This window comes from Nodosilinea sp. LEGE 07088, from assembly GCF_015207395.1.
Classification (GTDB): domain Bacteria; phylum Cyanobacteriota; class Cyanobacteriia; order Phormidesmidales; family Phormidesmidaceae; genus Nodosilinea.
This window is the reverse complement of the sequence record NZ_JADEWX010000076.1, coordinates 1-25,701: the sequence shown is the minus strand read 5'-3', so window position 1 is coordinate 25,701 and position 25,701 is coordinate 1. Positions and strand designations below refer to the sequence as shown.

The window sequence follows — 25,701 nt, the reverse complement described above, 5'->3', positions numbered from 1 at the left end:
CTCCCCCACTCCTCAACAGCCTCCCCCTTTCATCCTTCATCCTTCTGCCTTCATCCTTTAAAACATGCTCGCCCTCATCGTCTACGACATTCCCGACAATCGCCGTCGCTACCGGCTCTCGAAACTGCTAGAGGGCCACGGACGGCGGGTGCAGGAGAGTGTGTTTGAGTGTTTTTTGACCCAGGCTGAGATGGAGCGGCTGTATCAGCAAATTGCCGGGCGAATGAACCATGCGGAAGATAATGTCAGAATCTACTGGATTCCGCCAAAGGCGATGGCGAAGACGAAGACGATTGGCAGCGCTAAGCCAGAACCGCCGCCGTCGTCATATATTTATTAATCAAGGCTCGACAGAAGCTGGGCTTGTGAGTAAGGTGGGATGATGAATCCACACAGGTGGTGTGTACCTCGAAAACCTAATAGTTTCGTTTACTTCCGTGGATGGCCTGGCCTGTAAGGGTTTTAGGCTGTTCGTTAGATGCATTTTCGTGGTTTTTGGGGTAAAGTTCCACCAGGGTTTGCACCTCCGTGGTTTTGCCCCTCTAGAAACGGCTCTGGGTAAGGCTTCTAGAGCAGGGGCTTTCAAACCACTTCCCCGCAAGGGGACGGAAACTAGGTCTTGCCGTCGCTGCTGGGGTTGGTGCTGCCATAGGGGTGGCTTTCAAACCACTTCCCCGCAAGGGGACGGAAACCCAGCAGTGGGCGCTAACGGGCCGCCAGCAGGCCACCCTTTCAAACCACTTCCCCGCAAGGGGACGGAAACAAGCATCGGTTACTCCACCGCTGGCCCCTGCCGCCGCAGCTGAGGTGCTTTCAAACCACTTCCCCGCAAGGGGACGGAAACCTGCATTCGCTGACGGCCCAGGGCATTGCCTACTGGGGCCAGCTCTGCTTTCAAACCACTTCCCCGCAAGGGGACGGAAACTCAGCGTGGGCATCGCTTCAGCCATGCGGGCCATCTTTCAAACCACTTCCCCGCAAGGGGACGGAAACTTTAATAGGGTACCTTTTAGGTCTAGAACTCAGCTTTCAAACCACTTCCCCGCAAGGGGACGGAAACGCCTAGCTTGACCACACTGATCCAAGTCAATGCTCGTTATCTTTCAAACCACTTCCCCGCAAGGGGACGGAAACCAATAATCAATGCGTTGGAGCAACACTATGAACAAGCTTTCAAACCACTTCCCCGCAAGGGGACGGAAACCTTATCTGGAATAGTAGCGGGGTTTACTGTGCTCTTTCAAACCACTTCCCCGCAAGGGGACGGAAACCTGCCAACTCGCTAGGGTGCGCGGCTTCCAGATGCGGCTTTCAAACCACTTCCCCGCAAGGGGACGGAAACAATATGCATTGAGCAGCCCCAGCAAAAGACAGTAGGTCTCCTTTCAAACCACTTCCCCGCAAGGGGACGGAAACTTAACGAAAGTCTGATACTTGAGAGCGGTAAAAGTGGTTCTTTCAAACCACTTCCCCGCAAGGGGACGGAAACGGCATGGATCTAGCGGTGCGCATTCGACTGATTGACGTGGGATCTTTCAAACCACTTCCCCGCAAGGGGACGGAAACGCTTATTTGCCTCATGATCAACCTGGTATCTACAAAAAAGCCTTTCAAACCACTTCCCCGCAAGGGGACGGAAACGTGATGTCCCGCGACGACGAGGCAATGACAGTAACGGTCAAGATTCTTTCAAACCACTTCCCCGCAAGGGGACGGAAACCTGGGTCACTGGCCCATGGGTGCGCTATGAGGACGATAAGCTTTCAAACCACTTCCCCGCAAGGGGACGGAAACGAAAAGGACTGGAGGATTAACCCCATGACCACCCCTAACTTTCAAACCACTTCCCCGCAAGGGGACGGAAACATTCCCCGTCTTGAGCATCCCCATGGTGGCGACCAGCTCATCGACTTTCAAACCACTTCCCCGCAAGGGGACGGAAACCCCTAGAGCCCCTAGGGATCCCTATGGCCCCTAGGGATCCATCTTTCAAACCACTTCCCCGCAAGGGGACGGAAACTACCAATGCCGACGGGTTGCCGCTGACAAATAACGATGTGCAATCCACTTTCAAACCACTTCCCCGCAAGGGGACGGAAACCGGTTTCAGCCCGGCGTGGGCAACCGCTGAACTCGCTACTTTCAAACCACTTCCCCGCAAGGGGACGGAAACAGAAGTTGGTCGATGGCATCGTAGTCGCGAGCCAGAGCATACTCTTTCAAACCACTTCCCCGCAAGGGGACGGAAACCCAAGGGAAGCTGGGTAGAAGTAGGGGACAACTAGCTCAATCTTTCAAACCACTTCCCCGCAAGGGGACGGAAACTTCCTTCCGCCAGGTGGGTACAGGAGGAATCTCGGCTAACTTTCAAACCACTTCCCCGCAAGGGGACGGAAACCATATTGATTAGTAACAATAAGGGAGCCCTTTTGACCATACTTTCAAACCACTTCCCCGCAAGGGGACGGAAACGATATGATTAGGAATAGAGAATGTTACCCAGTGAGCACCACTTTCAAACCACTTCCCCGCAAGGGGACGGAAACAGCAATTCGGGTGTTTTGCTCAGAGTCAAGCAAATTTTTCAACTTTCAAACCACTTCCCCGCAAGGGGACGGAAACTTTTCCAGTCCTAAAAAGATATTGTTATCGTTAAAACTTTCAAACCACTTCCCCGCAAGGGGACGGAAACAGCTATTATCACCCGTTTGGTATGACCATGTTTGATCCTCTTTCAAACCACTTCCCCGCAAGGGGACGGAAACCCAAGTCACGCTTACGATCAAGTAGTTAGGTATGTCTTTCAAACCACTTCCCCGCAAGGGGACGGAAACTCCACGGGCTGATTATCTGCGTTGTTGCCCCCGATCTCTTTCAAACCACTTCCCCGCAAGGGGACGGAAACGCTACGGAAGCGGGCGGGCTTATCAGCGACGCCGATCGCCTCAAACTTTCAAACCACTTCCCCGCAAGGGGACGGAAACTCTTTTTCCCGTTTTGCGAATTCCATCCCACTTCTGACTTTCAAACCACTTCCCCGCAAGGGGACGGAAACATGTACGCTTCAACAATTTCATTGGGCGTATGCTGACTTTCAAACCACTTCCCCGCAAGGGGACGGAAACACAGGTCTAAAAGGCGCTGATCGCGTAAGAACTGAACTCTTTCAAACCACTTCCCCGCAAGGGGACGGAAACATGATAGAACTCATTCAGATAAGCGTTGTAATAATCATCCTTTCAAACCACTTCCCCGCAAGGGGACGGAAACTAACAGATTGTTGAACCAGAAAGCCGAAATCAGCACACTTTCAAACCACTTCCCCGCAAGGGGACGGAAACCTATCTCCTCGCGATGTTGCTGATAGTACTCCTTTTTCCTTTCAAACCACTTCCCCGCAAGGGGACGGAAACAATAGGGTGGGGGCTGGCGGCGCGGCTTGCCACTGATGCACTTTCAAACCACTTCCCCGCAAGGGGACGGAAACAGGGCCCCAGCCACCGCTACCACTCGTGCCCGCAACCTAGCTTTCAAACCACTTCCCCGCAAGGGGACGGAAACTACCATAGATTTCCAGTCTATGCCACTACTAAAAGATGTACTTTCAAACCACTTCCCCGCAAGGGGACGGAAACATCGTTTGTCTTCCAGTCGTTGGTAGGGGCGTTTGGGGTTCTTTCAAACCACTTCCCCGCAAGGGGACGGAAACCCCCCGAGGCCATTCGGCAAGCGGCGGCAGCTCTCTACTCTTTCAAACCACTTCCCCGCAAGGGGACGGAAACATCATTTTAATACCTCCACTTTCATACCTCTCATAGCTTTCAAACCACTTCCCCGCAAGGGGACGGAAACAGCGAACAGTGCAGCATTGGCCGCTGGAACCTCAAACTTTCAAACCACTTCCCCGCAAGGGGACGGAAACGGGCATTATGGATCGTGCGTTCAATGGCTTCAAAACTTTCAAACCACTTCCCCGCAAGGGGACGGAAACGAATTTACCGGGTAACCAAATGATTTGTACTCCAAACTTTCAAACCACTTCCCCGCAAGGGGACGGAAACTTGCCTCGCCGCTAAAATCAATTCCCCCTAGGTTGACTTTCAAACCACTTCCCCGCAAGGGGACGGAAACTACAAAAGTTATGGCAGTAAAGAAAGCTTGGGTAGTTGTCTTTCAAACCACTTCCCCGCAAGGGGACGGAAACAATCTCTAAGAATTTCTCCACTCACACGCATCTCAAGACTCTTTCAAACCACTTCCCCGCAAGGGGACGGAAACATTCGTCCTGGTTCCAGGCGAAGTAGAGGCTGTCTTTCTTTCAAACCACTTCCCCGCAAGGGGACGGAAACAATAGCGCCCCATAACGAATCAGGGATAGCCTCGGCTTTCAAACCACTTCCCCGCAAGGGGACGGAAACCTGGTCAGCGTGAGCGCGGATGTGCTGGGCGATCGCCCTTAGCTTTCAAACCACTTCCCCGCAAGGGGACGGAAACGGCCCGACTCTTGCTCTTCTGATATAGCTTGAGCGGTTTGACGCTTTCAAACCACTTCCCCGCAAGGGGACGGAAACTTTACCCAGGCCACGGCCCAAGCGCTGCAAACTGTAGACTTTCAAACCACTTCCCCGCAAGGGGACGGAAACCGCTCTACCGGGGCGCATCCCGTATCGGTATATATCTAACTTTCAAACCACTTCCCCGCAAGGGGACGGAAACAGCACATTGCGATCGCGGGGATGCTGATTGGCGTTGGGGCTTTCAAACCACTTCCCCGCAAGGGGACGGAAACCTTGAAACTTTGAAGCTCAAAACCTCTCTTGTCTCAAGTCTTTCAAACCACTTCCCCGCAAGGGGACGGAAACCTTTTAGGGAGTTAGATAGGGCAAACAATTTACCTTTCAAACCACTTCCCCGCAAGGGGACGGAAACATTTAGCTTTGACACCGATGACACCTACGGCCCCGCAGACTTTCAAACCACTTCCCCGCAAGGGGACGGAAACAGTAATCCACCAGCCCGCTCAGTGTGTGAATATTGATCGCTTCCGCTTTCAAACCACTTCCCCGCAAGGGGACGGAAACTCGTAACGCCCATCATCGCTCCATGCGTTCATTACCTGGGCTTTCAAACCACTTCCCCGCAAGGGGACGGAAACTGATTAGGCAATGGCTTGGTGCCCCCATATCCTACGCACTCTTTCAAACCACTTCCCCGCAAGGGGACGGAAACCATTTTGCGATCCCCCGGTGAAGAAAGTTCTCTGGTCGACTTTCAAACCACTTCCCCGCAAGGGGACGGAAACCATGTTGACCATTAATTCTGCCAAGCTCTCGATAGACTCTTCTTTCAAACCACTTCCCCGCAAGGGGACGGAAACTCTCGGGTGAGTCTTCGGGGCTTATTCTCACCTTTCAAACCACTTCCCCGCAAGGGGACGGAAACAGCTTCAAGCGCCTGCACAACAAAGCCAACTGACTCACTTTCAAACCACTTCCCCGCAAGGGGACGGAAACGCTCTAAATACGGTAGCCTCCGATTCTACCCAGGTATTACACTTTCAAACCACTTCCCCGCAAGGGGACGGAAACACCTGATAGTAGACTAGCTAGAAACGGCCCGCTATTCTTTCAAACCACTTCCCCGCAAGGGGACGGAAACTTGGAGCATGGTAAAATCAGGCTCACTTTTGGCTCCTATCTTTCAAACCACTTCCCCGCAAGGGGACGGAAACAAACGGTATGGGCGTGGACAGATGGGGCGATCGCCCCATCAACCTTTCAAACCACTTCCCCGCAAGGGGACGGAAACCAAGTAAAGTAATCTTTCGGCATCATTCTTGCAATTTTCTTTCAAACCACTTCCCCGCAAGGGGACGGAAACTCCAGAACCCCGGTTGTCAGGTCAACAAATCCTCTGAACTTTCAAACCACTTCCCCGCAAGGGGACGGAAACCATGGGACGACTTCAAGCGCTCCATGCTAGGGGCCTTGACTCTTTCAAACCACTTCCCCGCAAGGGGACGGAAACAACGAATTAGTCGCTCGTCATTGGGGCCAATATCCTTTCAAACCACTTCCCCGCAAGGGGACGGAAACATATGCGCCTCAATTTCAAACTGCCCGACCGTGCTTGATCTTTCAAACCACTTCCCCGCAAGGGGACGGAAACCATGTGTATGCAAAGAGATACGACAGGGTCGTTCTTTCAAACCACTTCCCCGCAAGGGGACGGAAACTCTTGAAATTTTTGGGCATCAAAAGACACGTTACTTTCAAACCACTTCCCCGCAAGGGGACGGAAACCACTAGAGGGCTAGCAGGTCAGCGATCTTGCCTACCTTTCAAACCACTTCCCCGCAAGGGGACGGAAACAGTCATCTCTTTCTTAGTGGCCATTGGGTTGTTCTCCTAGACTTTCAAACCACTTCCCCGCAAGGGGACGGAAACCTTAATCAAGGCAGAAGGTAGAAGGCAGAAGGATGAAAGGGGTGCTTGTGGGCGACCTAGTAGAGCACAGGGTTCTCGCCAAAGAGAGTCCATTCCTTGCAAGGGGAACGCCGCTAAGATCGTTGGTTGATTCGCTAAGATGACAGACAAGCAAGCATCTTCACCATTGTGCTATGCAGACCATTGCTGACCTACCGCTAAAAGCCCGCGATCGCCAGGCTATTGATGCTGCCGTGACCCTGCTGCATAGCCAATTCCCAGTCGAAAAAGTCATCCTCTACGGGTCTAAGGCCTCTGGCCAGGATACAGACGAGTCAGATATAGACTTACTAGTGCTCACCCAGCATCCCCTACATTGGCAAGAGCGCAACGCCATCACCGATGCCCTCTTTGATATTGAGCTAACCTACGATGTTGTCATCAGCACCCTGGTAGTCGCTCAAACAGACTGGCTGACAGGCCACTACACGCTACTCCCCATTCATCACGAAATCGCGCAACAGGGCGTAGCCGCCTGATGACACAAGATCCCCAAGCTGATGATGTCATCAAGTACCTACTGCAAAAAGCAGACCAATCGCTAGAGTCAGCCCAATCCGAGTTTCAGGCTCAACGGTTTGACTTTGCCGTCAATCGGGCCTACTACGCCTGTTTTTACTCCGCTAGTGCAGTCATGCTCCAGCGAGGCAAGCAATTCGTCAAACATGCTGGGTTAAGAAGTGCCGTCCACAAAGACTTGGTCAGACCTGGCCATCTGGCTTCCAAGTGGGGCAAAGTCTTTGATCGAGCCTTTGAGACCCGCCAAGAGGCAGACTATTTGATTTTGTTTAGCTTTCCGCCTGAGCAAGTCGAAACGATCATTCAAGATTCAGTCGGCTTTGTTCAAGCGATGCGCGAGCTTTTGGAGTCTCCCCCAAAAACGGTTTAGGCATCTCCCCTCACCGCCCGTCGCGCCAACTTGCTATAGGTCTTCGCCGTCTCGTAGGGAATGCCCAGGTCTGCCGCGATCGCCTGTAGCGAGTCTCCCAGCTCCCGCCGCGCCAAAACCGTCGCCCAGGTTTCTGCCGAGTCTTGGGCGCGGTGGCCCCCCGTGCGCTTCTTCTGGTTGACAAAATAGGTGGTCAGTTCGTCGATGCGATCGGCCAGCAGCCGTTGGGCGGCAGGTACGGCCTGGGGCTCCGCCAGGCTCAGGTGCCAGCCCAGGCGAGTTTGCCCCAGACCAAAAGTGGTCTTATGTCCCGTACCGCAGTAGGGTCCATAGTGCCCCAGCGTGTAAAACAACTGCAAAAAGTCAGGGTTGTCCGCTGCCTTTCTCCCCAGCCCGTAGATCACCGCCCCGGTAAACCCCGTCACCGAGCCGCGCTTGCCCGCCGCAATTTTCTCGCTGGCTAGCTCATGGCGCTGAAACACCACATAGTCATCCACCCAGTCTAGAAAGCTATCTTGATCCACCGGGCGGTTGGCAAACTCGTTCCACCGCCGCAGGTAGCTGTGAAACACATTCCTCGGCCAGGGCAGCGGCAGATGGTGCCCCTTACGGCGAAAGCTGGTGGGGCTCACAAAGGTGAGGCTGAGACTGCGCCCCGGCTCCACCGTCGCCAGCTTGGCATAGGTTGTCGGAGCCTGAGCAAAGCTCACCCGGCGAATAATCAGCGGAGCATTTTTCAGGGCGACAACCTCGGGGAGATGCTTGAGCCATTGCGCCAAGCCCTTCACCACTGGCTTCGTCAAGCCGTTGACATACCACTGGTAGGTCTTACCCGATTGCAGCTGCAGGCTGCGGCTCTGGGTCGAAAACTGTCCACTGAGACCAGATATATTAAAGGCCTTATCGGTTTCGCCATCGTGCAGTTGCGCCGACAGCGCCGAGTCAAATTCCTGAATCTGCTGCAAAAACCAGGCGTGCAGGCCAATGGTGTACTGCGGGTAAAGCTCGTAGGCGGCCTCGGCTACCAGGTCAAACCGCAGGCTGACTAGCTCAGTTGGGGCGGGCCAGAGGGTTTTGGCGCTCAGGTCTAGCTCGGTTTCTTGGGCAGCTCTGGGCATAGGGTCACCGGAATGCTTAGGCCCAGTATATTTCAATCCCCTCGGGGGGAAGCTATTGATGGTCAATTTATCTGTTTAGTAAATTCTCCATCTGATGATCAGTGAGCGTACCAGCCCTTCAATCACTAATCATCAATTTCCAGCTCATTGATTCGTTGCTTTGCAAGACCATAGGCAGCATGGGATTGTTGCTGGCTGGCTATTTTGACAATATGCTGGGCGAATGCGATCGCATCCTGTTTACCCTGGCGATCGTGAATCTGCCTCACCACCTCACTCCCTGCCACCAGCATCAGCCCCACATCCTTAGCCGAGCATCCATCCCGCAACGCCCGCTGTGCCACGCGCAATTCCAAACTCGCCGATGGTAATCCCGTCGAATACTGCTCCCACCGCCGCAAAAGCTGCTCCCTCGTATTCAAGACCCTCGGTTCTGGAGCATTTACTCTTGGCTGCTCTCGACCAACCGTCCTTCCAACCGCTCTAGCGACGCGATCAATTGCTGCTGCAAGGCCAACTCGGTCTTGAGCTGCCCGTTCCAATTGCTCAAGGCCGCAATCAACAGCCGCAACTGCTCCTGCAAGGTCGCCTGCGCATCGGAAGAGGTCTCGTCGCTGACGATACGCTGCAATTGCGCGACCAAGCGCCCCAAGCTCTGGTTCCAGTGCTGCGGCCACATCGCCAACTCCTCGCCCAAGGTCTAGACGTGGTCTTCGAGGTGCAACACTCGCTGCGTATTCACGCAAATCTCGGCTCGTAGCGGCTCTAAGCTGCTCTGCAACACGCTGGCCAATGCGCTCTCCCATTGCTCTGGGGGCAAGGCTGGGGATGAGTTCTGGTTGTCGTTGTTCCTGTTGTTCATGCTGTCCATAGGTCATCACCTGTTGAGTTAATGGCACGTAGTCACTCACGTTCTCCTTGGCCCGCGACACTTGGGCCAGTCGCACCAAGTCGGCCTGGCTAGTGATGTACAGGGTCACCGCCCGCTTGGCTCTGGAAATCGCCACATAAAACGCTTCTCGATTTGTGGTCTCACCCAGCAGGGCGAGCACTCGCTCTGCTGTCTTGCCCTGGCTGCTGTAGGTGGTGCTCGCCCAGGCGTAGTCGATGTACTGATTGCCGCTGAGGTTGATGGTGGCGGTTTGGCCTGCCCCATCCCGAATCGTCGCTGTTCCATCGGCCTCCAGCCCCGTCACTACAAAGCCCTGCCCATTGCGGATTCCGGCTTTGGAGTTGTTGCGAGTCCACTTGAGGCGATCGCCCACCGCCACCGGAATCGATTGCGTCGTGTACACCGTCTTACGAGGGCACGCTGCCGGATCGACCGACAGTACTGATCCACTCGGAGTCTCCAGCACAACCTGCTGAGCCTCCTCATTCACGGCGATCACTCGGTACTGCTCCCCTCTGATCAACCCCTGCTTTCGGTAATCCTGAATCGGCACCAGCACATCGCCTGGTGCGTAAGCCTTGAGGTAACTGGCCTGAGCCGTAGTCAAATCCTTGCGCCGCAAGCTCTGCATCACAAAGCCATCTGCGCCCAGAGCTCCCTGATCCTGCAACCCGGATCGCATCGCTTGAGTCAGGGCTAACCGCTCCACGTTGGTACCCGCCAGCACCAGTGTGGACTCCCGCTCATTTACCTCCAGCGCTAAATAATCTGCCGCCACCTGCTGAATCCGCTCCTGGGTTTGAATCCCTTCTCTGACATACCCGGCCTGGGCCAGTAGCTCAATGCCTTCACTGACCTGTCCCTGGGCCACCAACTCCACGGCCGATCGCAGCACCCCATTCTGCTGCCGCCGATGGGTCTCCAGATACGCCGTCGTCATCCCGCCCGCCTGCAAGCTCTTGAAGGGATTTCCGGCTTCTACTGCTGAAAGCTGTCGGGTGTCCCCCACCAGTAAAACTCTGGCCTGCTCCAACGCTGCCCGTCGCAATAGAGCATGGGCATCCTTCATGCTCAACAGTCCTGCCTCATCCACAATCCAGAGCGTGGGTTGCGGTGCTTGATCAGGGGTATCAGAAACCAATAGGCCCGCTACCGTCGTAGCTTCAATTTCCAATGACTCTCCCAACACATGGGCGGCCTCAGCACTCGGGGCTAACCCTCGAATGTCATAGCCTTGTGTTTGAGCCAACTCTTTCAGCACACTCAGAGCATAGGTTTTCCCTGCTCCCGCCACACCTTGCCATGCCATCACCGCATCCGTTGCGGTCGCTGCCATCTTCACTGCGTTTTGCTGTTCTGGGTTCAGGGAATGGCTCTTCGGACAATCTAACTGGGTACTGTTGGGGACAATCGGTGTCACCTGCTCCCGCCCCTGCTGCATCAAGCGAATGGTGATGAGTTCCAGGTTGAGAGCAGTCTGGGTCGTGAACTTGCCATCGGCGACTCGGAGGAGTTCAGGGCTTGAGGCGATCGCCCCTTCAATTGCATCAAATCCCTGCATCCCCAATTCGTGCTCAAAGACGAATCGCTCCAGCGTTGTGCGCCGAAATACCGACTCCCGCTCTCCACAGTGCTGGATTGCCGCATCAATCACCGAGGTAACCGATAGCTGATCGCTAATTGCCTGTGTAGTTCTCTCCGGTAACTCCGGCAGTTCCAGCCTCTTCAACTGAATCAGGGCATCCCATCCCCGCTGCAATAGCCCTTCGTCCACCTCCTTGGGCTTCCGCTTCCGCGACACCAGCGTTGCCGTCTCTCGCATGGCCCGGTTGTTCTCAGACCCCGTCGCCTCCCACTCCTCGATCAGCTTCAGAATTTGCTGTCGCCGGGTCGAAAACGCCTTCAGCAATTCTGGCGAATACCCGGTCAGTTCAAACTGTCCGTGAGCCTTGGCTTCGATCTGGTAGCCCTGCTGCTTAAGCGCGACCGCCAACTCGTTTTGGTAAATCTGGCCCAGGAGCTTTTGGTTAGCGATCGCACCCTCATTGCTCAAGCTAAACCACCGCCCATCGTCCAACTGGGTCGCATTCATCACCACGCAATGGCTGTGCAACTGCGGCTCCGCCTCCCGACTGGTGGAATGAGTGAACACCGCTGCCGCGATATTGCCGGTCGTCACCTTGGTTCTCCCCGCTTCCGTCGAAACTCTGGTCTGGGCATAGCGCTCTTCTAAAACCGACAGCGCTTTTGCCACCGCCTGGTGATGGGCTTCCAACACTCGCCCATCTTGCTGCACCAGGGCCGCAATGCTGACACTCTTCGGCGCACTGAAGGTAAAGTCGGTCGCGGCCCGCCGTTTCTCCGGGTCAACCACTTTTCCCGTTAAGGTCTGCCCACCGGGAGCCTGTCCAGACAGCATCTGGCTGAATTCTTGCTGATTAACGACTCCAGCCAGGCCCAACGATGCAGCCCCTTTGCCCACCCACTTGGTCGGCTGAGCCGCTTCTTCAGCCGAGTAATAATCCTCTTTCGTGTAATAGGTCTCCGCTTGAGCCGCAGAGAGATTGCTCGTGGAAAGCATGGAGAAGCAAGGTTAAAAACACGACGCCACCCTGGAGCGAAAGCTGTAGCGTCTTCAAAAACGGTAGAAACCCTGGAGGGAGGGCCGTTGCCCGGTTTTTGCCAAAACCTTGGCGTACTGTGTGGCCTCTCCGCGAAGCCCCCGATAGGGGCGCAGCATCCTGATACAACTAATCATATTCCACTAGATCAGCATTTGTCAGCACTGAATCCAAACAGTCACGATCAGATTGAAGCTACTCCTCCCTTTTCGCAAAGTTTCACAAAGTTGCACGGATTTAGCTGACTGTATGCTGATAAATGAGTCAGTAATTGGGAGATGTTCCTATGAATTCTCATGTTCCGACGCTTTTATTGGCCTGTGACTTGGGCAAGTCTGGCGGCAAGTTCTTCTACAAGCTGCTCCACGGCCAAACTCACGCTCTTTGGATGGATGCCGAAGTGGCCCAACGCGAAGCCGCTGGTGTCGAATCGATTAGCCCTGGGGGCCGCCCGCAAGATTGTGCCTGGTATAGGAATGGTGAGGTGTTGACGTTCGTGGGTAAGGCGGCCCAGCGGTTTCTCGACTACAACAGCTTCAAGGAGGACAAAAGCCTGAAGGCTCCTGAGCGGATCGTGGGGGCGTTGGGGGCGATCGCCAAAACTGAAGGGTTGCCCAGTCGCTTCGATGCAGTGGTTTGGGTGCTGCTGCCGATTAATGAATTGGCCGCCCGTCAGCAGATCGCATCTCGGTTAACGACCTTGGCTCAAGGTTTTCGGTTTCAAGATGAGGTGGAATACCGGGCCAATCTGACACTCAGCTTTCGGCCTGAGGGATACGGTATCTACGTTCAGCGTAAGGCTCAGCTTCAGCAGGCAGGCGTGGCTATCGCCCAGCGCACGACCTGGATTGAGATGCTGGGTCACCGCAACGGTACTCAACTGGCCTTTGAAACCGGCACCCTGAACTCAGCCAAATCGACCTCCAAGTTTCCCGGCTTCTGGGAATCGTTCGAGAAAGCGGCGAATGCGGCGGGGGTGTCGGTGACAGAGTATGACGTGCTGCTGAGGGCGCTGGAGACGGGGCAGGCTCAGCAGTACTCGGTGGCTAAGGGAACGGCGGTTGATTTCTCGGCGGCGATCGCCCAGGTGGAAGCGGCGTATCTGGCCAGTCTGGAATCTCACTTTACTGATCACCTGTTGCCCAGTCTGGCGACAGGGAAGGGGGATGTAGTGTTGGCAGGCGGTGCGGCTTACCTGATGCGAGAATCATTACGGCAGTTCTTTGAGGAACGGGGATTTTCGCCTCGCCTGTTGTTTGCCTGGGAGCACCAGGAGGCGTTGACCCAACTGGTCAAGGCTCAACTGCCGGAAGCGGTGGAAATGCCGTCTTTGCCGATGCGGATGACCGATGGCTTTGGCCTGTTCCAGGCACTACTCGGCGATGCTAATCGGATGCGGGGGGCGTCATGAGTCAGGATAGTCAACCGCATCCAGAGCGGGTCAAGTTCATCTACAACGCTCAATTTCCGGCGGCTACAGCAGTGGTGCTGAATTATCTGCTGAACAATCCGCATTTCACTGGTCGCCAGGGCCGCCAGCAGGGGATGGATGCCATGATGGCGTTCTATCGCCCCCTAGCGGAGGAGTTCCACGGTGAGCTATCAGTCTCGGAAATTCAGGAAATGGCGCGGCACTGTGTAGAGCGATTGGTGAAGCAGATTGCTGACCTGTGCGATCGCTACCACATTGCCAATCCCGTCATGTCCCATGGTAGTACTTCAGCCGCACTAGGTAGCACTGCTCGCCTGGAGTCGATCTTGGAGGAGTTAGTGATAGCAGTTAGAGGGGGAGGAGCGATCGCATCTTCCACCACTGTACCAACACCAATGAATATCGAGCACGGGGTGGTGATGGATGGCGATGAGTTAGGCGACCTGGGCGACATCCTCAAGGATTAAAGTCGGGGCGATCCTAAGTTGATATGCTGCGCCGAGGGTTTTGTCCACTTTATGCAATCTGTCGAGCCATCAGTTTGGCAAAAAGGCCTACTTGAGTAGATAACTCTGAATAGGTTCCCTTTTGAATTAAACGCCCCGCATTTAATACGTAAATGCGATCGGCACTGCGAATCGTACTAAGCCGGTGAGCAATAACAATACGTGTCACCTCAAGCCTGTCCAGGCTTTCACTCACGATCGCTTGAGTACGGTTATCTAATGCACTGGTCGCTTCATCAAACAAAAGGATGCGGGGCTTAAGCACAAGGGCGCGGGCAATGAGCAGGCGCTGGCGTTGCCCACCAGACAGATTGCCACCGCCTTCACTCACCACGGTGTGCATACCCATGGGCATCGCGCTGATGTCATCCGCCAGACCAGACATGTGAGCCGCTTCCCAAGCCTCTTCCAGGGTAATACGGGCTCCGCCGCTGAGGTTTTCAAAGAGTGAGCCAGACATAATGTGGCCTGTTTGCAGAACGACCCCCATCTGCCGCCGCACAGCGTCTAAATCGAGGCCTGAGAGGTCTTGACCATCGAAGAAAATCGTTCCCGATTCTGGTTTCTCGAAGCCCAAAATGAGCCGGAGTAAGGTCGATTTACCGCTTCCAGACCCGCCCACAAGGGCAATAAACTCTCCAGGATTAGCTTCTAGAGAAACGTCGCTGAGAATGAGTGGACCGTCATTCCCATAGCGAAACACGACGTGGTCAACCGCAATTTGCCCCTGGAGTCGTCCTGGATCAGCTTTGGTCAAGTCAACTTCTGGCACGGTTTCCAAAATAGGTTGGGCCCGCTTCCACTGGGGAAGCACCTGCAAAGTGCCGGTTAGCGTGTTGCTCAGACCCGTTGCGCCGCCGATGAATGTGCCAAAGGCTGAGTTAAAAGCCAGGAAAGTACCGACAGATAACCCTACTCCTTGATTAGTCTGGGCTTCCGACAAGAGCTGAACGGTAAACCAGAATAGGGCGGCAGAGGTTAACGTGGGCATCAATGTGTTGAAGAGTTCTACGGCGTCCTCAATATGTTCGGTGCTCAGATCTAGCTTGACCTGCTGACTATAGCGCTTGCTCCAGGTGGCAAAGGCTCGTTCTTCGGCCCCGGCGACTCTTAGCTTAGAAATGCCGTTGATCAACTGAACAGTATGGCCAAAGATAGAACCCTGAAGTTCGAGTAAGGGGCGAACTTTGCGGATCAATAGAATTCCAGAGCCAGCCGTGACCAGGGCTGCAAGCAGGGCCGCAACCACCGCGATTAGCGCTAGTTTTGCGCTGTAAAAGAGCAGCAGTACCAGGTTTAGGCATGCAAAAAGCGACCCCAGCAGACTCATCAGGGTATTGCCCCCCAGCTGTCGCCGAATCGTGCTGATGGAGGTCACGCGAGACTGGAGGTCGCCAGTAGCATACTGGCGGAAGAAAGACACCGGTAGGGTTAACAGGCGATTCCAAACAGCCGATTGAGTGACGGCGTCAGAAAGGGTTTCGAGCCTCAGCAACGCTAACCCCTGGGTGAGGCGGAAGAGGGTTGTCCCGATCGCCGCGACTAGCAGCCCTAAACCAACTTGAAATAGGAGCGTGCGATCGCCGTCGGGAATGGCGTTATCCATCAAGATGGCCGTTGCCTGCGGCGTTAGCATGCCTAGGGCGGTGACAAGCATTCCGGTCACCAAAATTGTGACCAGGTCTCGCCCTCGCCCCTTGAGCGCAAACCGCACCACATCGACCGCCTTCAGGGCTCGATCGGGCAAAGGACGATAAAACGTAAACGCCACCGAAGCAATTTCTGGAGCCGCTTCACCGTGAAGGGGGGTGTAAGATCGCTGCTCAGGGTTAAAAATAACGTAGCGAGTCGCCCCAACGGGGAGTAAAGCCAGTGGTTTATCATCTTGCTGAGTAAAACCCAATAGCGGCCCACAGTCTTTTTCCCACCAGTCACCTCTTAGCTGCACCTGGCGCATTCTCAAGCGCGAAGCCCGAGCGATCGCCTCAATCGGGTCGCGATCTTGCCTTGAGTCAGTTGACTGGGACGGTGGAGAGATTGCCACTCCCAGGGCCTTGCCGACAGCCCCCATGGCCATCAGCAAAGGTTCACTTGCCAGTACCTCATGGGTTTGAGACCCCAGGGTAGAGGCCAATGACTGAAAGGCCTCCTGGGTCATCTGCTGATTGAGCTGGGCCTGGGCCTGCAGCCGTCGTCCTTCGTCGTCCAGGTCTTTCTGAGCAATAAATTGCAGATAGTGAAGAACCCAGGTGTGTAACGTCGCTAAACCGTCGCGCACCTGTTCTGGATTTGAAAGGGATGCTGTTGGCTTGCCTTTTAGCTGCACAGGCCCCTGGGCGACAATCTGCATCCCTTCCCAGAGGGGATAGAGGCTAGATCCTGCTTTTAGAATCAGATCTTCCATCCCTAACCAGCGAGCGGTGCCCTGTTGAATCACCAGCCAGGTAACGCCCTCTGGCGGTGGGGAATAGACTTGCCCACTGACCAGGGACTGCTGGGCAGAACTATCTATGTCAGTGGGCTCCACAGCTTTTCTGGGTGGCGGAATCAGGGTGGCCAACTGCTGAACCCAGGCGTCGATCCAGTCAATCGTCAGTGGTTTTTGATGGGCAAAGAGTTGATCAAAGCGGGGTGGCTCAATTTTGATGATCTCTGCTTCGCCCATGGCTACGGCAAGCAGTTGATAGGCAGACGTCGCCGATGGCGCATAGCCAAACAAGGCCTGCCCAGGCTCAACCGTGAACAGGTAGCGCCGCCCACACCCGGCAGACTCGATTAGCGGCAGGGCAAAAACCGCGATCGCCCCTGACTGCACCACCCAAACGGTGCGCGGATCGTCGAGCAGCAGCGGCTCATTGCCCTGAATGTGTTGAACCGTACCGCCTAAAGGTTGAGTTGCGAGTGCGATCGCCATTATGCTGCCTCCTGTAAAGCGCTGCCTTCCGTCTGCAATAGATGAGAGTAAAATCCGTCTTCCTGCCAAAGGGTCTGGTGGGTGCCCCGCTGCACTACCTGCCCCCGCTCCAGCACAATAATTTCGTCACAGTCGCGAATGGTGCTGAGTCGGTGGGCGACGATAATGCAGGTGCAGCCTCGCCGCCGCAGGTTTTGGTCAATCATCCGCTCAGATTCGGTATCCAGGGCGCTGGTCGCCTCATCCATGATCAATATGGAGGGGTTGTGCACCAGGGCGCGGGCGATTTCTAGCCGCTGTCGTTGACCGCCGCTGAGATTAATGCCACCCTCCGACAGCGCTGCGTCGTAGCCACCCGAGAGCGCCATGACGACGTCGTGAATGGCCGCGTCTTTGCAGGCTCGGATCAGGTTGAGGTCTGGTACAGTGTCATCCCAAAGGGTGAGATTTTCGCGCACCGTGCCTTCAAAGAGCAAAATATCTTGCTCGACCATCGACACTGAGTTGGTCAACACCGAACGGGGAATAGCCGTTCTGGGTTGACCGTCGAAAAGAATTTCCCCCGACCAAGACTCGTAGAGCCCGCTGACCAGTTTGGCCACCGTTGACTTACCGGAGCCGCTGCCCCCCACAAAGGCCACCCGCTGCCCCGGCTGAATGGAGAGGTTCAGATTCTCAATCAGGGGTGGGGCTAAAGGGCTGTAGCCATAGGTGAGATTCTTTAATTCCACCCGACCGCTCAGCTTCACCATGGCTGCCGGTTCAGGGGCTTTAGCAGTAGCCGGTTGGTTCCCCACCGGTCCAGCTTGTGCCATCAGGTGAGGACTCGACATCTGGGTGTCGGTCGGATTTTGCAGCACATCATCCAGCCGAACCAAGTTGCCTTCCAACTCCTGCAGGGTGCTGCCAAAATTTACCAGGCTGTTCACGGGGGCCAGAAAGCTCTGCATCAACCCCTGAAATGCCACCAACATACCCATACTGAGGTGTCCATCCATCACCCGCAGGCCACCTACCACCAGCAGCAACATTGACAATAGGGCCGACAGCAGGGCCGGTAGCACCGAGAAGGTTTGATTGGTCAGCCCCAGCGCCTGCTGAGAGTTGATCGCTTTAGTGTAGTAGCCCGACCAGCGGGCGAAGAAATCTGACTCTAGCCCCGAGGCCTTGAGCGTCTCAATCCCCTGTAGAGCCGCGATGGAGACGCCAGAAACTTTGCCATATTCCTGCATGAGGCGCTGATTTGTATCGACTCGCTGACGCGAAATCCAGCGGAGGGTGGCAATGTTGACGGCGGCAAAACTGACGCCAAACAGGGTCAGCACCCAGTCATACTGGATCATCAGCAGGGCATAAAACACCACCATCACCACATCAATCACGGTCGTAGCCAGCTCGCCTGACAGCACATCCGCCACCTGATCGTTCAGGCTGGTGCGATTGGTGATCTCTCCCGCAAATCGCTGAGCATAAAACCCGACAGGCAGCCGCAGAATATGCCAGAGAAAGCGGCTCGACATGCCCACCGAGAGCTTGACTTTAAAGCGGCGCAGATAGCGCAGCTGCAGCAGCGTCAGGAGGGCCTGCAAAACGGCGGCGATCGCCATGCCAATGATCAGAGGTCTCAGCCAGTGGTGTCGCCCCTGGACTAAAATTTCATCCACAAAAATCTGGCTAAACACCGGCACAACCAGGCCCACCAAGGTCAGCAAAAAGCCCGCCAGTACACAGTAGGCCAGCGCCCCCACCGAGCTACTGAGCCGCTCCCACAGGGCTCGCACTACGCTGGGCTTTTTGCCCCCCGGCTGAAAATCTGGCCCGGGTTCGACTACCAGCACCACCCCGGTATAGCCCTCATCAAAGTCCTGAACTGTTACCGTCCGTGGCCCCGTTGCAGGGTCGTTGAGATAGACTCGCTGCTGACGAAAGCCCTCAACAACCAAGAAGTGATTAAAATCCCAAAAAACAATGTAGGGCGGTTTTAGAGAGGGCAAATGCTCCAGTTCTCTTTTATAGCCCTTGGCCTGCATACCGTAGGTTTTTGCCGCCTTGAGAATATTGGCGGCTTTGCTGCCGTCGCGAGATACCCCGCAGGCCTGGCGCAATTCCGTCAGGGGCACAATTTTGCCGTAGTAGCCGAGCACAATGCCCAATGCCGCTGCCCCGCATTCAACGGCCTCCATCTGCAGCAAGGTAGGGGTTTTAGCGCGCTGGCCACTACGGTTCAGCCAGGTTTGAAGCGTCTGCCAAAGCTGGGTGATCATGGGTGCAATCCTGAATTAATAGATACCGGTGGTCGATCGCAAAATGGGGAACACAAAGGTAATCGGAGCCCGCTCGTCGAGCTTGACCCTCACGGTCGTCGTCGTACCGGGAGAAAGCGCCAACTCTGGCCCCTTTGAGGACGACCACTTGTAGCCGCTAACGGTATTGGCATCCGCCTCCAGCTCGCTGGTGACCTGCATCAGGCTGCCCTGCTGGCCTGTCAGACCGTCAATCACTTCGGGGTTACCCACTTCTGCCGCAGCGCCCTCACGGGTAATGGGGAAGGACGAGACCGACTCAACGGTGCCGATGATGCCGCCGAACCGCTGGCGTTTAACCGTTTGCGGGGTAACCTGCATCGCCATTCCGGGCTGAATTTTTTTACCCTCCTCCACCGGAAAGTAGGTCACCCCTACCAGTTGGTCAGAGGGGCGCTCAATATTCAAATTGGCGATCTTGCTCCCCGGCTGGAGCACCTGCCCCGGCGACACCATCAGCTCCAAAATTCGCCCCGGATACTGACTGACAACCTGCCTGCTGTTGTCGAGCTGTACTTCCAGGCGAGAAATTTCTCGCTCGGTCTCCTGAATTTCTTTTTCGCGAGCGGTGCGGGCTTCTAAGGTCTGCTGGGCCAGGGTTGCCTCTCGACTGTCGAGTTCGCGCAGCTTGGCGCGCAGCTCTGTCATGGTGCTGAGGTTTTCTCGGTGCGAACGTTCTGCCTCAGTCGCCTTGAGGGTCAACTCTTGCAGCTGAGCCTGAGCGTCTGCAATGGTTTCCTGGTTTTGCAGATGTTCTTGCTCGACTTTCAAGAGCTCATCGCGGGTGAGTGCCCCGGCAGCCAGCAGTGTTTTGCGGGCGTCGACACGCTGAGCCATAACCGGAGCCAGCTGCTGGGCGTTTTGCAACCGCTCTTGTAGGCTCGCTCGCTGCTGCTGAAGCGACTCACCGCTATTGATCTGCAGCTGGGGAGTTAGCGCTTGTAGCTCTTGCAGCCGCTGTTGTAAAAACAATCGCTGCTGCTCAATGGCCTGCAGCTCTTGGGTGACGCTCACCCCCTGCAACGACCCTACAGCCTCGTCTTGAGACTCTAGCTCGGCTAGTTTGTCTTGCTGTTGCTGCAGCTGCTTTTGCAGTTCCGTTTGATCGACAATGGCGATCACCTGACCCGCCTCAACCACATCGCCCACTGATACCAATAGCGACATTAGCTGTCCCTGGCCCTCGGCCTCGACCTGCACCACCCGGCGGGGGTAAACTAAAACCCCTTTGCCCTCAACGGTGACAGGGATGCTGCCATACACCGCCCACACCAGCGCACTCCCTGTCAGCACCGCTAAAGCGGCTAACGGTAGCCAGCTTTTCGGTTTCATCACCTGCATCAACTGATCAAGTTGCTCAGGTGAGGAGAAACGCTCTAAAGATTCCTTGCGAAAAATATTTGGTTTTTGCGCATTCATTTGATTTATCTCCAACCATAAAATAGCTGTTAACTCTGTGACTATTTCGAAGATTAAACGTTCTTTTTGCCTGGATTTTCTTCAGAAGATTAAAAAATAGCGAATCAAGAAGTCAACCTTCTACCCTTAAATTTATTGGAAATTAAATTCACTATAAAAGGCAATTACCGCCATAATTTATCTGAATTTTTCCTCTAAAACTCACAAATGAGGCCTGCAGCTCGGTTTCAAATCATCTACATTTTGACCTTCTTAAAAGCATCTCTGAAATTAGATTTAATTCCAGATTCGTCTAAAATATTTGTCAACGTTTAGGTATCTAATAGTGCAAATTCACTCTTTGGCAAATCTACCATTTACTCTTTCTGGCTCACTGTCTCCGAGTGCAATAAGCTAGGTGCTAATTTTTTAGGATTCTGTATTTGACTTGCTAGTAGAAACCACACTTTAGGGTTTTTGCTATTTATTTTTGATTAGATTTAGAATTGCAAGTTGCATGGGCAAAGCGTTTTGCATAATCTAAATCTTCTATTTCAAAGAGTTTTGCTAGCTTGATTTTGAGGGCCATATAGTCCAAAAATCTTAGAAATAAGATTTTATGTGAATACAAAATCAAGCTAGCAATCATGCTAATTTAGCAATCTTAGCCCCATCCCACCCTTATGTTTCTCATATGTCTGAGGATGTTAGGACCTTTATCGGTCTCCACTTTTTCTCTAAATGATGAACCTAAGCTGGCTATTCCGGCACCAATCATGTCTGGTGTTATTTCTGTTTCTGCATAGCCACTACCGCCACATTGATCACCGCCGCCGCCGCCGCCGCCGCCGCCGCCGCCACCGCGACTACGTCTACCTCCACTGACAGAATCTAGTTCATCCTCAGTGAGTTCATCAGATATTTGAGATGCCAAAGCAGTCTCATTGATCGAAACCTCGAGCTTCTTTTCCTCGAAACTAGACATGGTTTTTCTCCATTTATAAACTGATCATCAGGAGTTATTTATAGATTCCTGATGGTTTTAATAATAATGATTTTATTCAGGAGAGTCAGTGCTCTTTTTTTTGATCATGCACTAATTAATTTAGTGCTTATTGGCTGGCAATTATTTTGTTAAATCAAAAGATATCTATTGCGAACATTTGCGTCTATTAAATATCTCAGAGAGTAGTTCACATAAAAAAGGCGCTAGATAAGATCTAGCGCCTAACAAGCAGATAGCTTGCTTTTCCAGGATTAAGCGGGTTCAGTTCCTGATAGCCGTTTGAGCATCTAGTTGAAGCGGGCCCCGCGATCAAGTAGAAACAAGGAAATGGGTTGAGTTTTACTAAAGTAGATTTTTGATTTTTAGGAAGCTCAACCCAAAATCCGTGATTCCTTCCATAGGCTAGATAAAGCGTAGTGAGCCCCAATCAATTGTTGACAATCTTGGACTTACCCTTGCCCTAGAAAAGCCTACAGCAAGTATTGCTACGTACCAAATTTAATGTTCACTTTTCCTACATCCCTTAATACGTTGGGTCCATTAACTAATCCAGGTTCGCCATCGCGGCTTTTCCAGAATTTTGCCAACATAGAAGCAGGTCCACCAGTAGCTGCCCCAAAATCAATAAGATTAGAAACTTCTTCCTTTCCCAATTCAATCTCTATACCAGCAGATCCTCTGCCTCCACTAATTAAATTTAACCCGGCATCAGACAATTCATCAGATACTTGAGATTCCAAAGCAGCCCAATCAACTGAAGCTTCGAGCTTCTTTTCTTCGAAATTAGACATAGTTTTTCTCCATACGTTACTGATTTTCAGAAATCATTTATGAATTTCTGATAGTTTTAATAATAGCAATCTTGCTTGAGCAGATTAATGATTTTTCTTTAGATTAAACAATAGTATTTTTGTGGCTATTTATCAACGTTTACTTTATTTAGTTGAGGAAGTAGTTGATTTGGTTGAGGCCTTTGAATTTATCAAGCATCTCAGAGAAATAATTCATATCAAAAAGGTGTCAGATCTTATCTAGCACCTTTTTATTCAACAGATTTCTTTTCCAAAATTAAGCGAGTTCGGCTCCTGAGAGCCGTTTGAGCATCCAATTGAATCGAGTTCCGGCGATCGCCATTTGGTCCAATGCCCCAAAGTCTAGCTCAGTGTTCTCTGATTTACCGTTTTGAGCATAGACTTCTGTGGCTAAATCCCTCTCTGGCTCGAAATGATTGAGGGTACTTTGAATGCGATGGGTAAGCATCGCGGTAATGACGCCATAAAACCGAGCCGCAAAGCCCACATCCTGATCAAGCTTGAGCCAGAATTGTTGTCGCGGGATAAACAAGACCAAACAGTCTTCTAAGGCTTTGATTGACTGAGTGGGTTGATAGGCATCGAGAAATGGCGTCAGACCAAACAATTCTCCTTTATACAGGTGCCTGATAACTATTTCGTGGTTCTGCTCTTCAGGGGTAGGTAACAAGTGATGCACCAAAGCATTAGATCGCTGATGTGGCTTCTGGACCGCCAGCGAGCCTTCCAGCAAAATGTACAAGCCGTCCACTGGCCCTCCCTCTGGCACCAAGACCGTGTTGGCGATAACCTTTTTCCGCTCTCCCTTGGCAACCAACCAGTCGATGTCGCTGTCGTGGAACTCTCCCAAGACAAACAGCACATCTCGAATCGTAGAGGCGGCTCCTGACGAACGAGATAGCTGCTGCTCTGTGAGTCGATGACACCGACGGGACAGCAAAACGGCAATAGCCTTTTGAAACCGAGCCGCGAAGCCAGCATCGTAAGTCATCTTGGTCTCTAGAACTGGTTTTGGGATAATCCACAGCAGGGTATGTTCTAGGGCGACGTAGGTTTCATGGCCATTCTCTTCGGTTTGAAATGGGAGTTGGCCAATCAACTCACCACTCGATAGACGCACGAGTTCACTGGAATGGGAGGGGTTTTCTGAGATAGCGATTTGCAACAGCCCCGCTAAAATGATGCAGGTCTGATCTCGAAAATCGTTATGGCAGGCTAAGGTCTGACCGCTTTTAACCTCTCTAACGCTGCCGACATCCGCCAGCCATTGCATATCGCTACCAACCAGTTCTTGAATCAAGACTTCTGTCTGCCAAGCTCCATCGATCTGGAGGTGCAGACGATTAACTTGCTTTTGCAGCTGAGCTTGCCGCTGCTGAACCTTTTCCGCCATGCCTAGAAAAGACTGCGCTAAATGCCCAACTAAATTTGACCCCTGCGCTGCTTTAACCAAAGCCTTTTGGGGAACAAATTGATCTTCAGCAAGTGACTGAATACCGCTAGCTAGAGCCCTGAGCGGGCTTGAGCTCACCCTGGCAAACACCAGGCACAACAAAATCGAAACACCACCCGTAAATAAGACCAAACCCCAATGTATGGGCAGTTGATAAGCCACAAGCAATCCACAAAAGATGGACAAGGCGAAGAGCACTGCCATGCTCAGTTGAGCGGCGATGCTATATAGCAGCGGATAAAGCAAGAATCTGTTTGACATAATTGAGTTCTCCCTTTAGAAGGCTTGAGATGCTTTAGTTCAAGCTCTATTTGATTAGTACACACATCTCGATTGCTCCCTTGAGATGCTCGTTTGCCCCCTTTGGTCCCCCAATTCTGGGGGGAGACCGGAGTTCAAAGCCCCCCGAGGTTGGGGGAATTGGGGGCTAGATTGTTATTCCTCCACTCTTGTGGAGTCATATTGTGATGTTGCTTAAATTGCCGAAAGAAATGGCTGACGTTTTGGTAGCCAATTCTGAAAGAAATTTGCTCAATGGGTTGATGGGTCTTGCTCAGTAGGTGGCACGCCTCTATCAACCTACGGCTTACAATCCATTGGTTTACGGGTCGCCCTGTTTTGCGACGCACAAAATCTGTTAAGTACGCTGTCGAGTAGCCAAGGGCTTGGGCTACCTCTCGCAACCCAATGCCGCTGTTATAGTTAGCCTCGATGTAGGAAAAGACCGGCTCTAGCTGGGGCTCTTGCTGAAAGTCTAGTCCGTAGTGGCTCAGGTCATTCAAGCAATGACGAGCGACACCCGTTAACATCTGAATTTCTGCGGCATATTGCCGTGCGCTGGCGGTCTGCTCTTCTAAGAGAGCAGTGAGATTGGATAGATAATCTTCTAACTCGATGCTCTCTGTTCTTCTGACTTCGCTGGTAAAGACCTGAAAGGTTTGAGTCAGTGTTTGCTGATAGTCAGCGCAGAGTCGCAGTAGCTCTTCCTTAAGAACCTGGGGCTGAAACTCGCTGTCGCTATTTGAGTTGATATCTTTAACCGACTCCTGCACAAGTTCAAGTAATCGAGTCCGAAGTTGACCTGCTGTAATCAAGCAGGAGAAAATTTTATCCCAGGAGGTTGTTGGGTAAGTCTTTAAGTCATGGGCAAGCGTATTCATAGCAATGTCCTCTGGTGCGGAAGGTACAAATCGACTTGCAATCGCGCTTAAGAACGCTGTTGCAACTACTTCAAAAGAGAAAGATGGCTATGTCCACTCAGCCCAGAAATGATCGGAAACTGACCCCTTTTTGCTAGACTTTAGGCTTAATATTCGCTCTAATTGAGCTACTTTACCTAACCTCTCTACATCTTTTATAAACTCAATTTTGCGTATTAGGTGTCTCACTATCACCATGACGATCAGCAGAGTAACTGGAATACCATAAAAAGACACAATCATTAGTACTAAATTGTTGCTCGGCAAGCTCTGAGCCCCTGAGAGAACCTGAGTCACCTGTATGTTCTGACGTGCAGTGTAATTGGTCGGAAAATGTGCGTACTCGGGGGTAAACATGTCTTCCATGGCTATTACCTCAAGATTTTGAATGTCAAAGAACTGCTTTATCTGGCTTGTCCGCTAAAATTTACCCGCCTTCCTAAGAGAAACTTGCCGTGGTCTACTCAAATAGGTAGTCAAAAAAGATAGCGAATTATGCAAGCAGCTTAATTTTGGTTTACAAGTGATGGCAGTATTGCACCCACTGGTAGTGGATTAACGTAAAGGATAGAGAGAAATAAGGCATCGTCGTTGTATTCCTGGATTTTGAGGGAGTAGGCCATATGGAAATCGAGATGACCTGTCCAACCTGTGGGTCTCACGACATTTCCAA

At 53.0% G+C, this 25,701-nt stretch carries 14 protein-coding genes and 1 CRISPR repeat array; of the genes, 5 read left to right on the top strand and 9 right to left on the bottom strand.

Features of this window, described 5'->3' with window-relative positions; genetic code table 11:
- Positions 1-64 precede the first annotated feature (64 nt).
- From cas2 to IQ254_RS16920, 3 genes are all read left to right on the top strand, one after another.
- Positions 65-340 (top strand): CRISPR-associated endonuclease Cas2, encoded by a 276-nt coding sequence (gene cas2 / locus IQ254_RS16930; RefSeq protein WP_193967343.1) that lies wholly within the window; start codon positions 65-67, stop codon positions 338-340.
- A gap of 239 nt (positions 341-579) precedes the next feature.
- Positions 580-6,446: a CRISPR direct-repeat array (repeat unit 34 nt; unit sequence CTTTCAAACCACTTCCCCGCAAGGGGACGGAAAC).
- 173 nt (positions 6,447-6,619) lie between these two features.
- Positions 6,620-6,964: a nucleotidyltransferase domain-containing protein gene (locus IQ254_RS16925; RefSeq protein WP_193967342.1), complete on the top strand. Its 345-nt coding sequence runs from the start codon at positions 6,620-6,622 to the stop codon at positions 6,962-6,964.
- The gene (locus tag IQ254_RS16920; protein WP_193967341.1) at positions 6,964-7,374 is read left to right on the top strand and encodes a HEPN domain-containing protein; all 411 of its coding nucleotides are present in this window, start codon (positions 6,964-6,966) and stop codon (positions 7,372-7,374) included. Before IQ254_RS16925 ends, IQ254_RS16920 begins: the two co-directional genes overlap by 1 nt.
- Here IQ254_RS16920 and cas6 read toward each other — a convergent pair.
- Both cas6 and mobF read right to left on the bottom strand, forming a co-directional pair.
- Positions 7,371-8,492, bottom strand: a complete 1,122-nt coding sequence (gene cas6 / locus IQ254_RS16915) for a CRISPR-associated endoribonuclease Cas6 (RefSeq protein ID WP_193967340.1) — start codon at positions 8,490-8,492, stop codon at positions 7,371-7,373. The genes IQ254_RS16920 and cas6 overlap by 4 nt on opposite strands.
- A gap of 125 nt (positions 8,493-8,617) precedes the next feature.
- Positions 8,618-11,965: a MobF family relaxase gene (mobF, locus tag IQ254_RS16910; protein ID WP_193967339.1), complete on the bottom strand. Its 3,348-nt coding sequence runs from the start codon at positions 11,963-11,965 to the stop codon at positions 8,618-8,620.
- Between the two features lie 326 nt (positions 11,966-12,291).
- On the opposite strand from mobF, the gene IQ254_RS16905 reads away from it, so the two are divergent.
- The gene (locus IQ254_RS16905; protein ID WP_193967338.1) at positions 12,292-13,416 is read left to right on the top strand and encodes a hypothetical protein; all 1,125 of its coding nucleotides are present in this window, start codon (positions 12,292-12,294) and stop codon (positions 13,414-13,416) included.
- A complete protein-coding gene (locus IQ254_RS16900) occupies positions 13,413-13,904 on the top strand; it encodes a hypothetical protein (RefSeq protein WP_193967337.1) in 492 nt (163 codons plus the stop codon). The genes IQ254_RS16905 and IQ254_RS16900 overlap by 4 nt, the downstream gene beginning before the upstream one ends.
- 49 nt (positions 13,905-13,953) lie before the next feature.
- Here the strand turns inward: IQ254_RS16900 and IQ254_RS16895 are convergent, their stop codons facing one another.
- The 7 genes from IQ254_RS16895 to IQ254_RS16865 form a co-directional block, all read right to left on the bottom strand.
- Positions 13,954-16,857 carry an NHLP bacteriocin export ABC transporter permease/ATPase subunit gene (locus tag IQ254_RS16895; protein ID WP_193967336.1) on the bottom strand — a complete coding sequence of 968 codons (2,904 nt, stop codon included), beginning with the start codon at positions 16,855-16,857 and terminating at the stop codon, positions 13,954-13,956.
- Positions 16,857-19,121 carry an NHLP family bacteriocin export ABC transporter peptidase/permease/ATPase subunit gene (locus IQ254_RS16890; protein ID WP_193967335.1) on the bottom strand — a complete coding sequence of 755 codons (2,265 nt, stop codon included), beginning with the start codon at positions 19,119-19,121 and terminating at the stop codon, positions 16,857-16,859. Before IQ254_RS16890 ends, IQ254_RS16895 begins: the two co-directional genes overlap by 1 nt.
- A gap of 15 nt (positions 19,122-19,136) precedes the next feature.
- Positions 19,137-20,579, bottom strand: a complete 1,443-nt coding sequence (locus IQ254_RS16885; RefSeq protein ID WP_193967334.1) for an NHLP bacteriocin system secretion protein — start codon at positions 20,577-20,579, stop codon at positions 19,137-19,139.
- A gap of 1,470 nt (positions 20,580-22,049) precedes the next feature.
- The gene (locus IQ254_RS16880) at positions 22,050-22,355 is read right to left on the bottom strand and encodes a hypothetical protein (RefSeq protein WP_193967333.1); all 306 of its coding nucleotides are present in this window, start codon (positions 22,353-22,355) and stop codon (positions 22,050-22,052) included.
- Between the two features lie 277 nt (positions 22,356-22,632).
- Positions 22,633-23,829, bottom strand: a complete 1,197-nt coding sequence (locus IQ254_RS16875) for a cyclic nucleotide-binding domain-containing protein (protein WP_193967332.1) — start codon at positions 23,827-23,829, stop codon at positions 22,633-22,635.
- A 395-nt stretch (positions 23,830-24,224) separates the two neighbouring features.
- A complete protein-coding gene (locus IQ254_RS16870) occupies positions 24,225-24,989 on the bottom strand; it encodes an AraC family transcriptional regulator (protein ID WP_193967331.1) in 765 nt (254 codons plus the stop codon).
- 87 nt (positions 24,990-25,076) lie between these two features.
- Positions 25,077-25,394: a hypothetical protein gene (locus IQ254_RS16865; protein WP_193967330.1), complete on the bottom strand. Its 318-nt coding sequence runs from the start codon at positions 25,392-25,394 to the stop codon at positions 25,077-25,079.
- Positions 25,395-25,701: the final 307 nt, after the last annotated feature.

What these genes read in the sequence shown, in the direction of transcription:
- cas2 (WP_193967343.1), top strand. Translation starts at nt 65, where the DNA reads ATGCTCGCCCTCATCGTCTACGACATTCCCGACAATCGCCGTCGCTAC.
- IQ254_RS16925 (WP_193967342.1), top strand. Translation starts at nt 6,620, where the DNA reads ATGCAGACCATTGCTGACCTACCGCTAAAAGCCCGCGATCGCCAGGCT.
- IQ254_RS16920 (WP_193967341.1), top strand. Translation starts at nt 6,964, where the DNA reads ATGACACAAGATCCCCAAGCTGATGATGTCATCAAGTACCTACTGCAA.
- cas6 (WP_193967340.1), bottom strand. Translation starts at nt 8,492, where the DNA reads ATGCCCAGAGCTGCCCAAGAAACCGAGCTAGACCTGAGCGCCAAAACC.
- mobF (WP_193967339.1), bottom strand. Translation starts at nt 11,965, where the DNA reads ATGCTTTCCACGAGCAATCTCTCTGCGGCTCAAGCGGAGACCTATTAC.
- IQ254_RS16905 (WP_193967338.1), top strand. Translation starts at nt 12,292, where the DNA reads ATGAATTCTCATGTTCCGACGCTTTTATTGGCCTGTGACTTGGGCAAG.
- IQ254_RS16900 (WP_193967337.1), top strand. Translation starts at nt 13,413, where the DNA reads ATGAGTCAGGATAGTCAACCGCATCCAGAGCGGGTCAAGTTCATCTAC.
- IQ254_RS16895 (WP_193967336.1), bottom strand. Translation starts at nt 16,857, where the DNA reads ATGGCGATCGCACTCGCAACTCAACCTTTAGGCGGTACGGTTCAACAC.
- IQ254_RS16890 (WP_193967335.1), bottom strand. Translation starts at nt 19,121, where the DNA reads ATGATCACCCAGCTTTGGCAGACGCTTCAAACCTGGCTGAACCGTAGT.
- IQ254_RS16885 (WP_193967334.1), bottom strand. Translation starts at nt 20,579, where the DNA reads ATGAATGCGCAAAAACCAAATATTTTTCGCAAGGAATCTTTAGAGCGT.
- IQ254_RS16880 (WP_193967333.1), bottom strand. Translation starts at nt 22,355, where the DNA reads ATGTCTAATTTCGAAGAAAAGAAGCTCGAAGCTTCAGTTGATTGGGCT.
- IQ254_RS16870 (WP_193967331.1), bottom strand. Translation starts at nt 24,989, where the DNA reads ATGAATACGCTTGCCCATGACTTAAAGACTTACCCAACAACCTCCTGG.
- IQ254_RS16865 (WP_193967330.1), bottom strand. Translation starts at nt 25,394, where the DNA reads ATGGAAGACATGTTTACCCCCGAGTACGCACATTTTCCGACCAATTAC.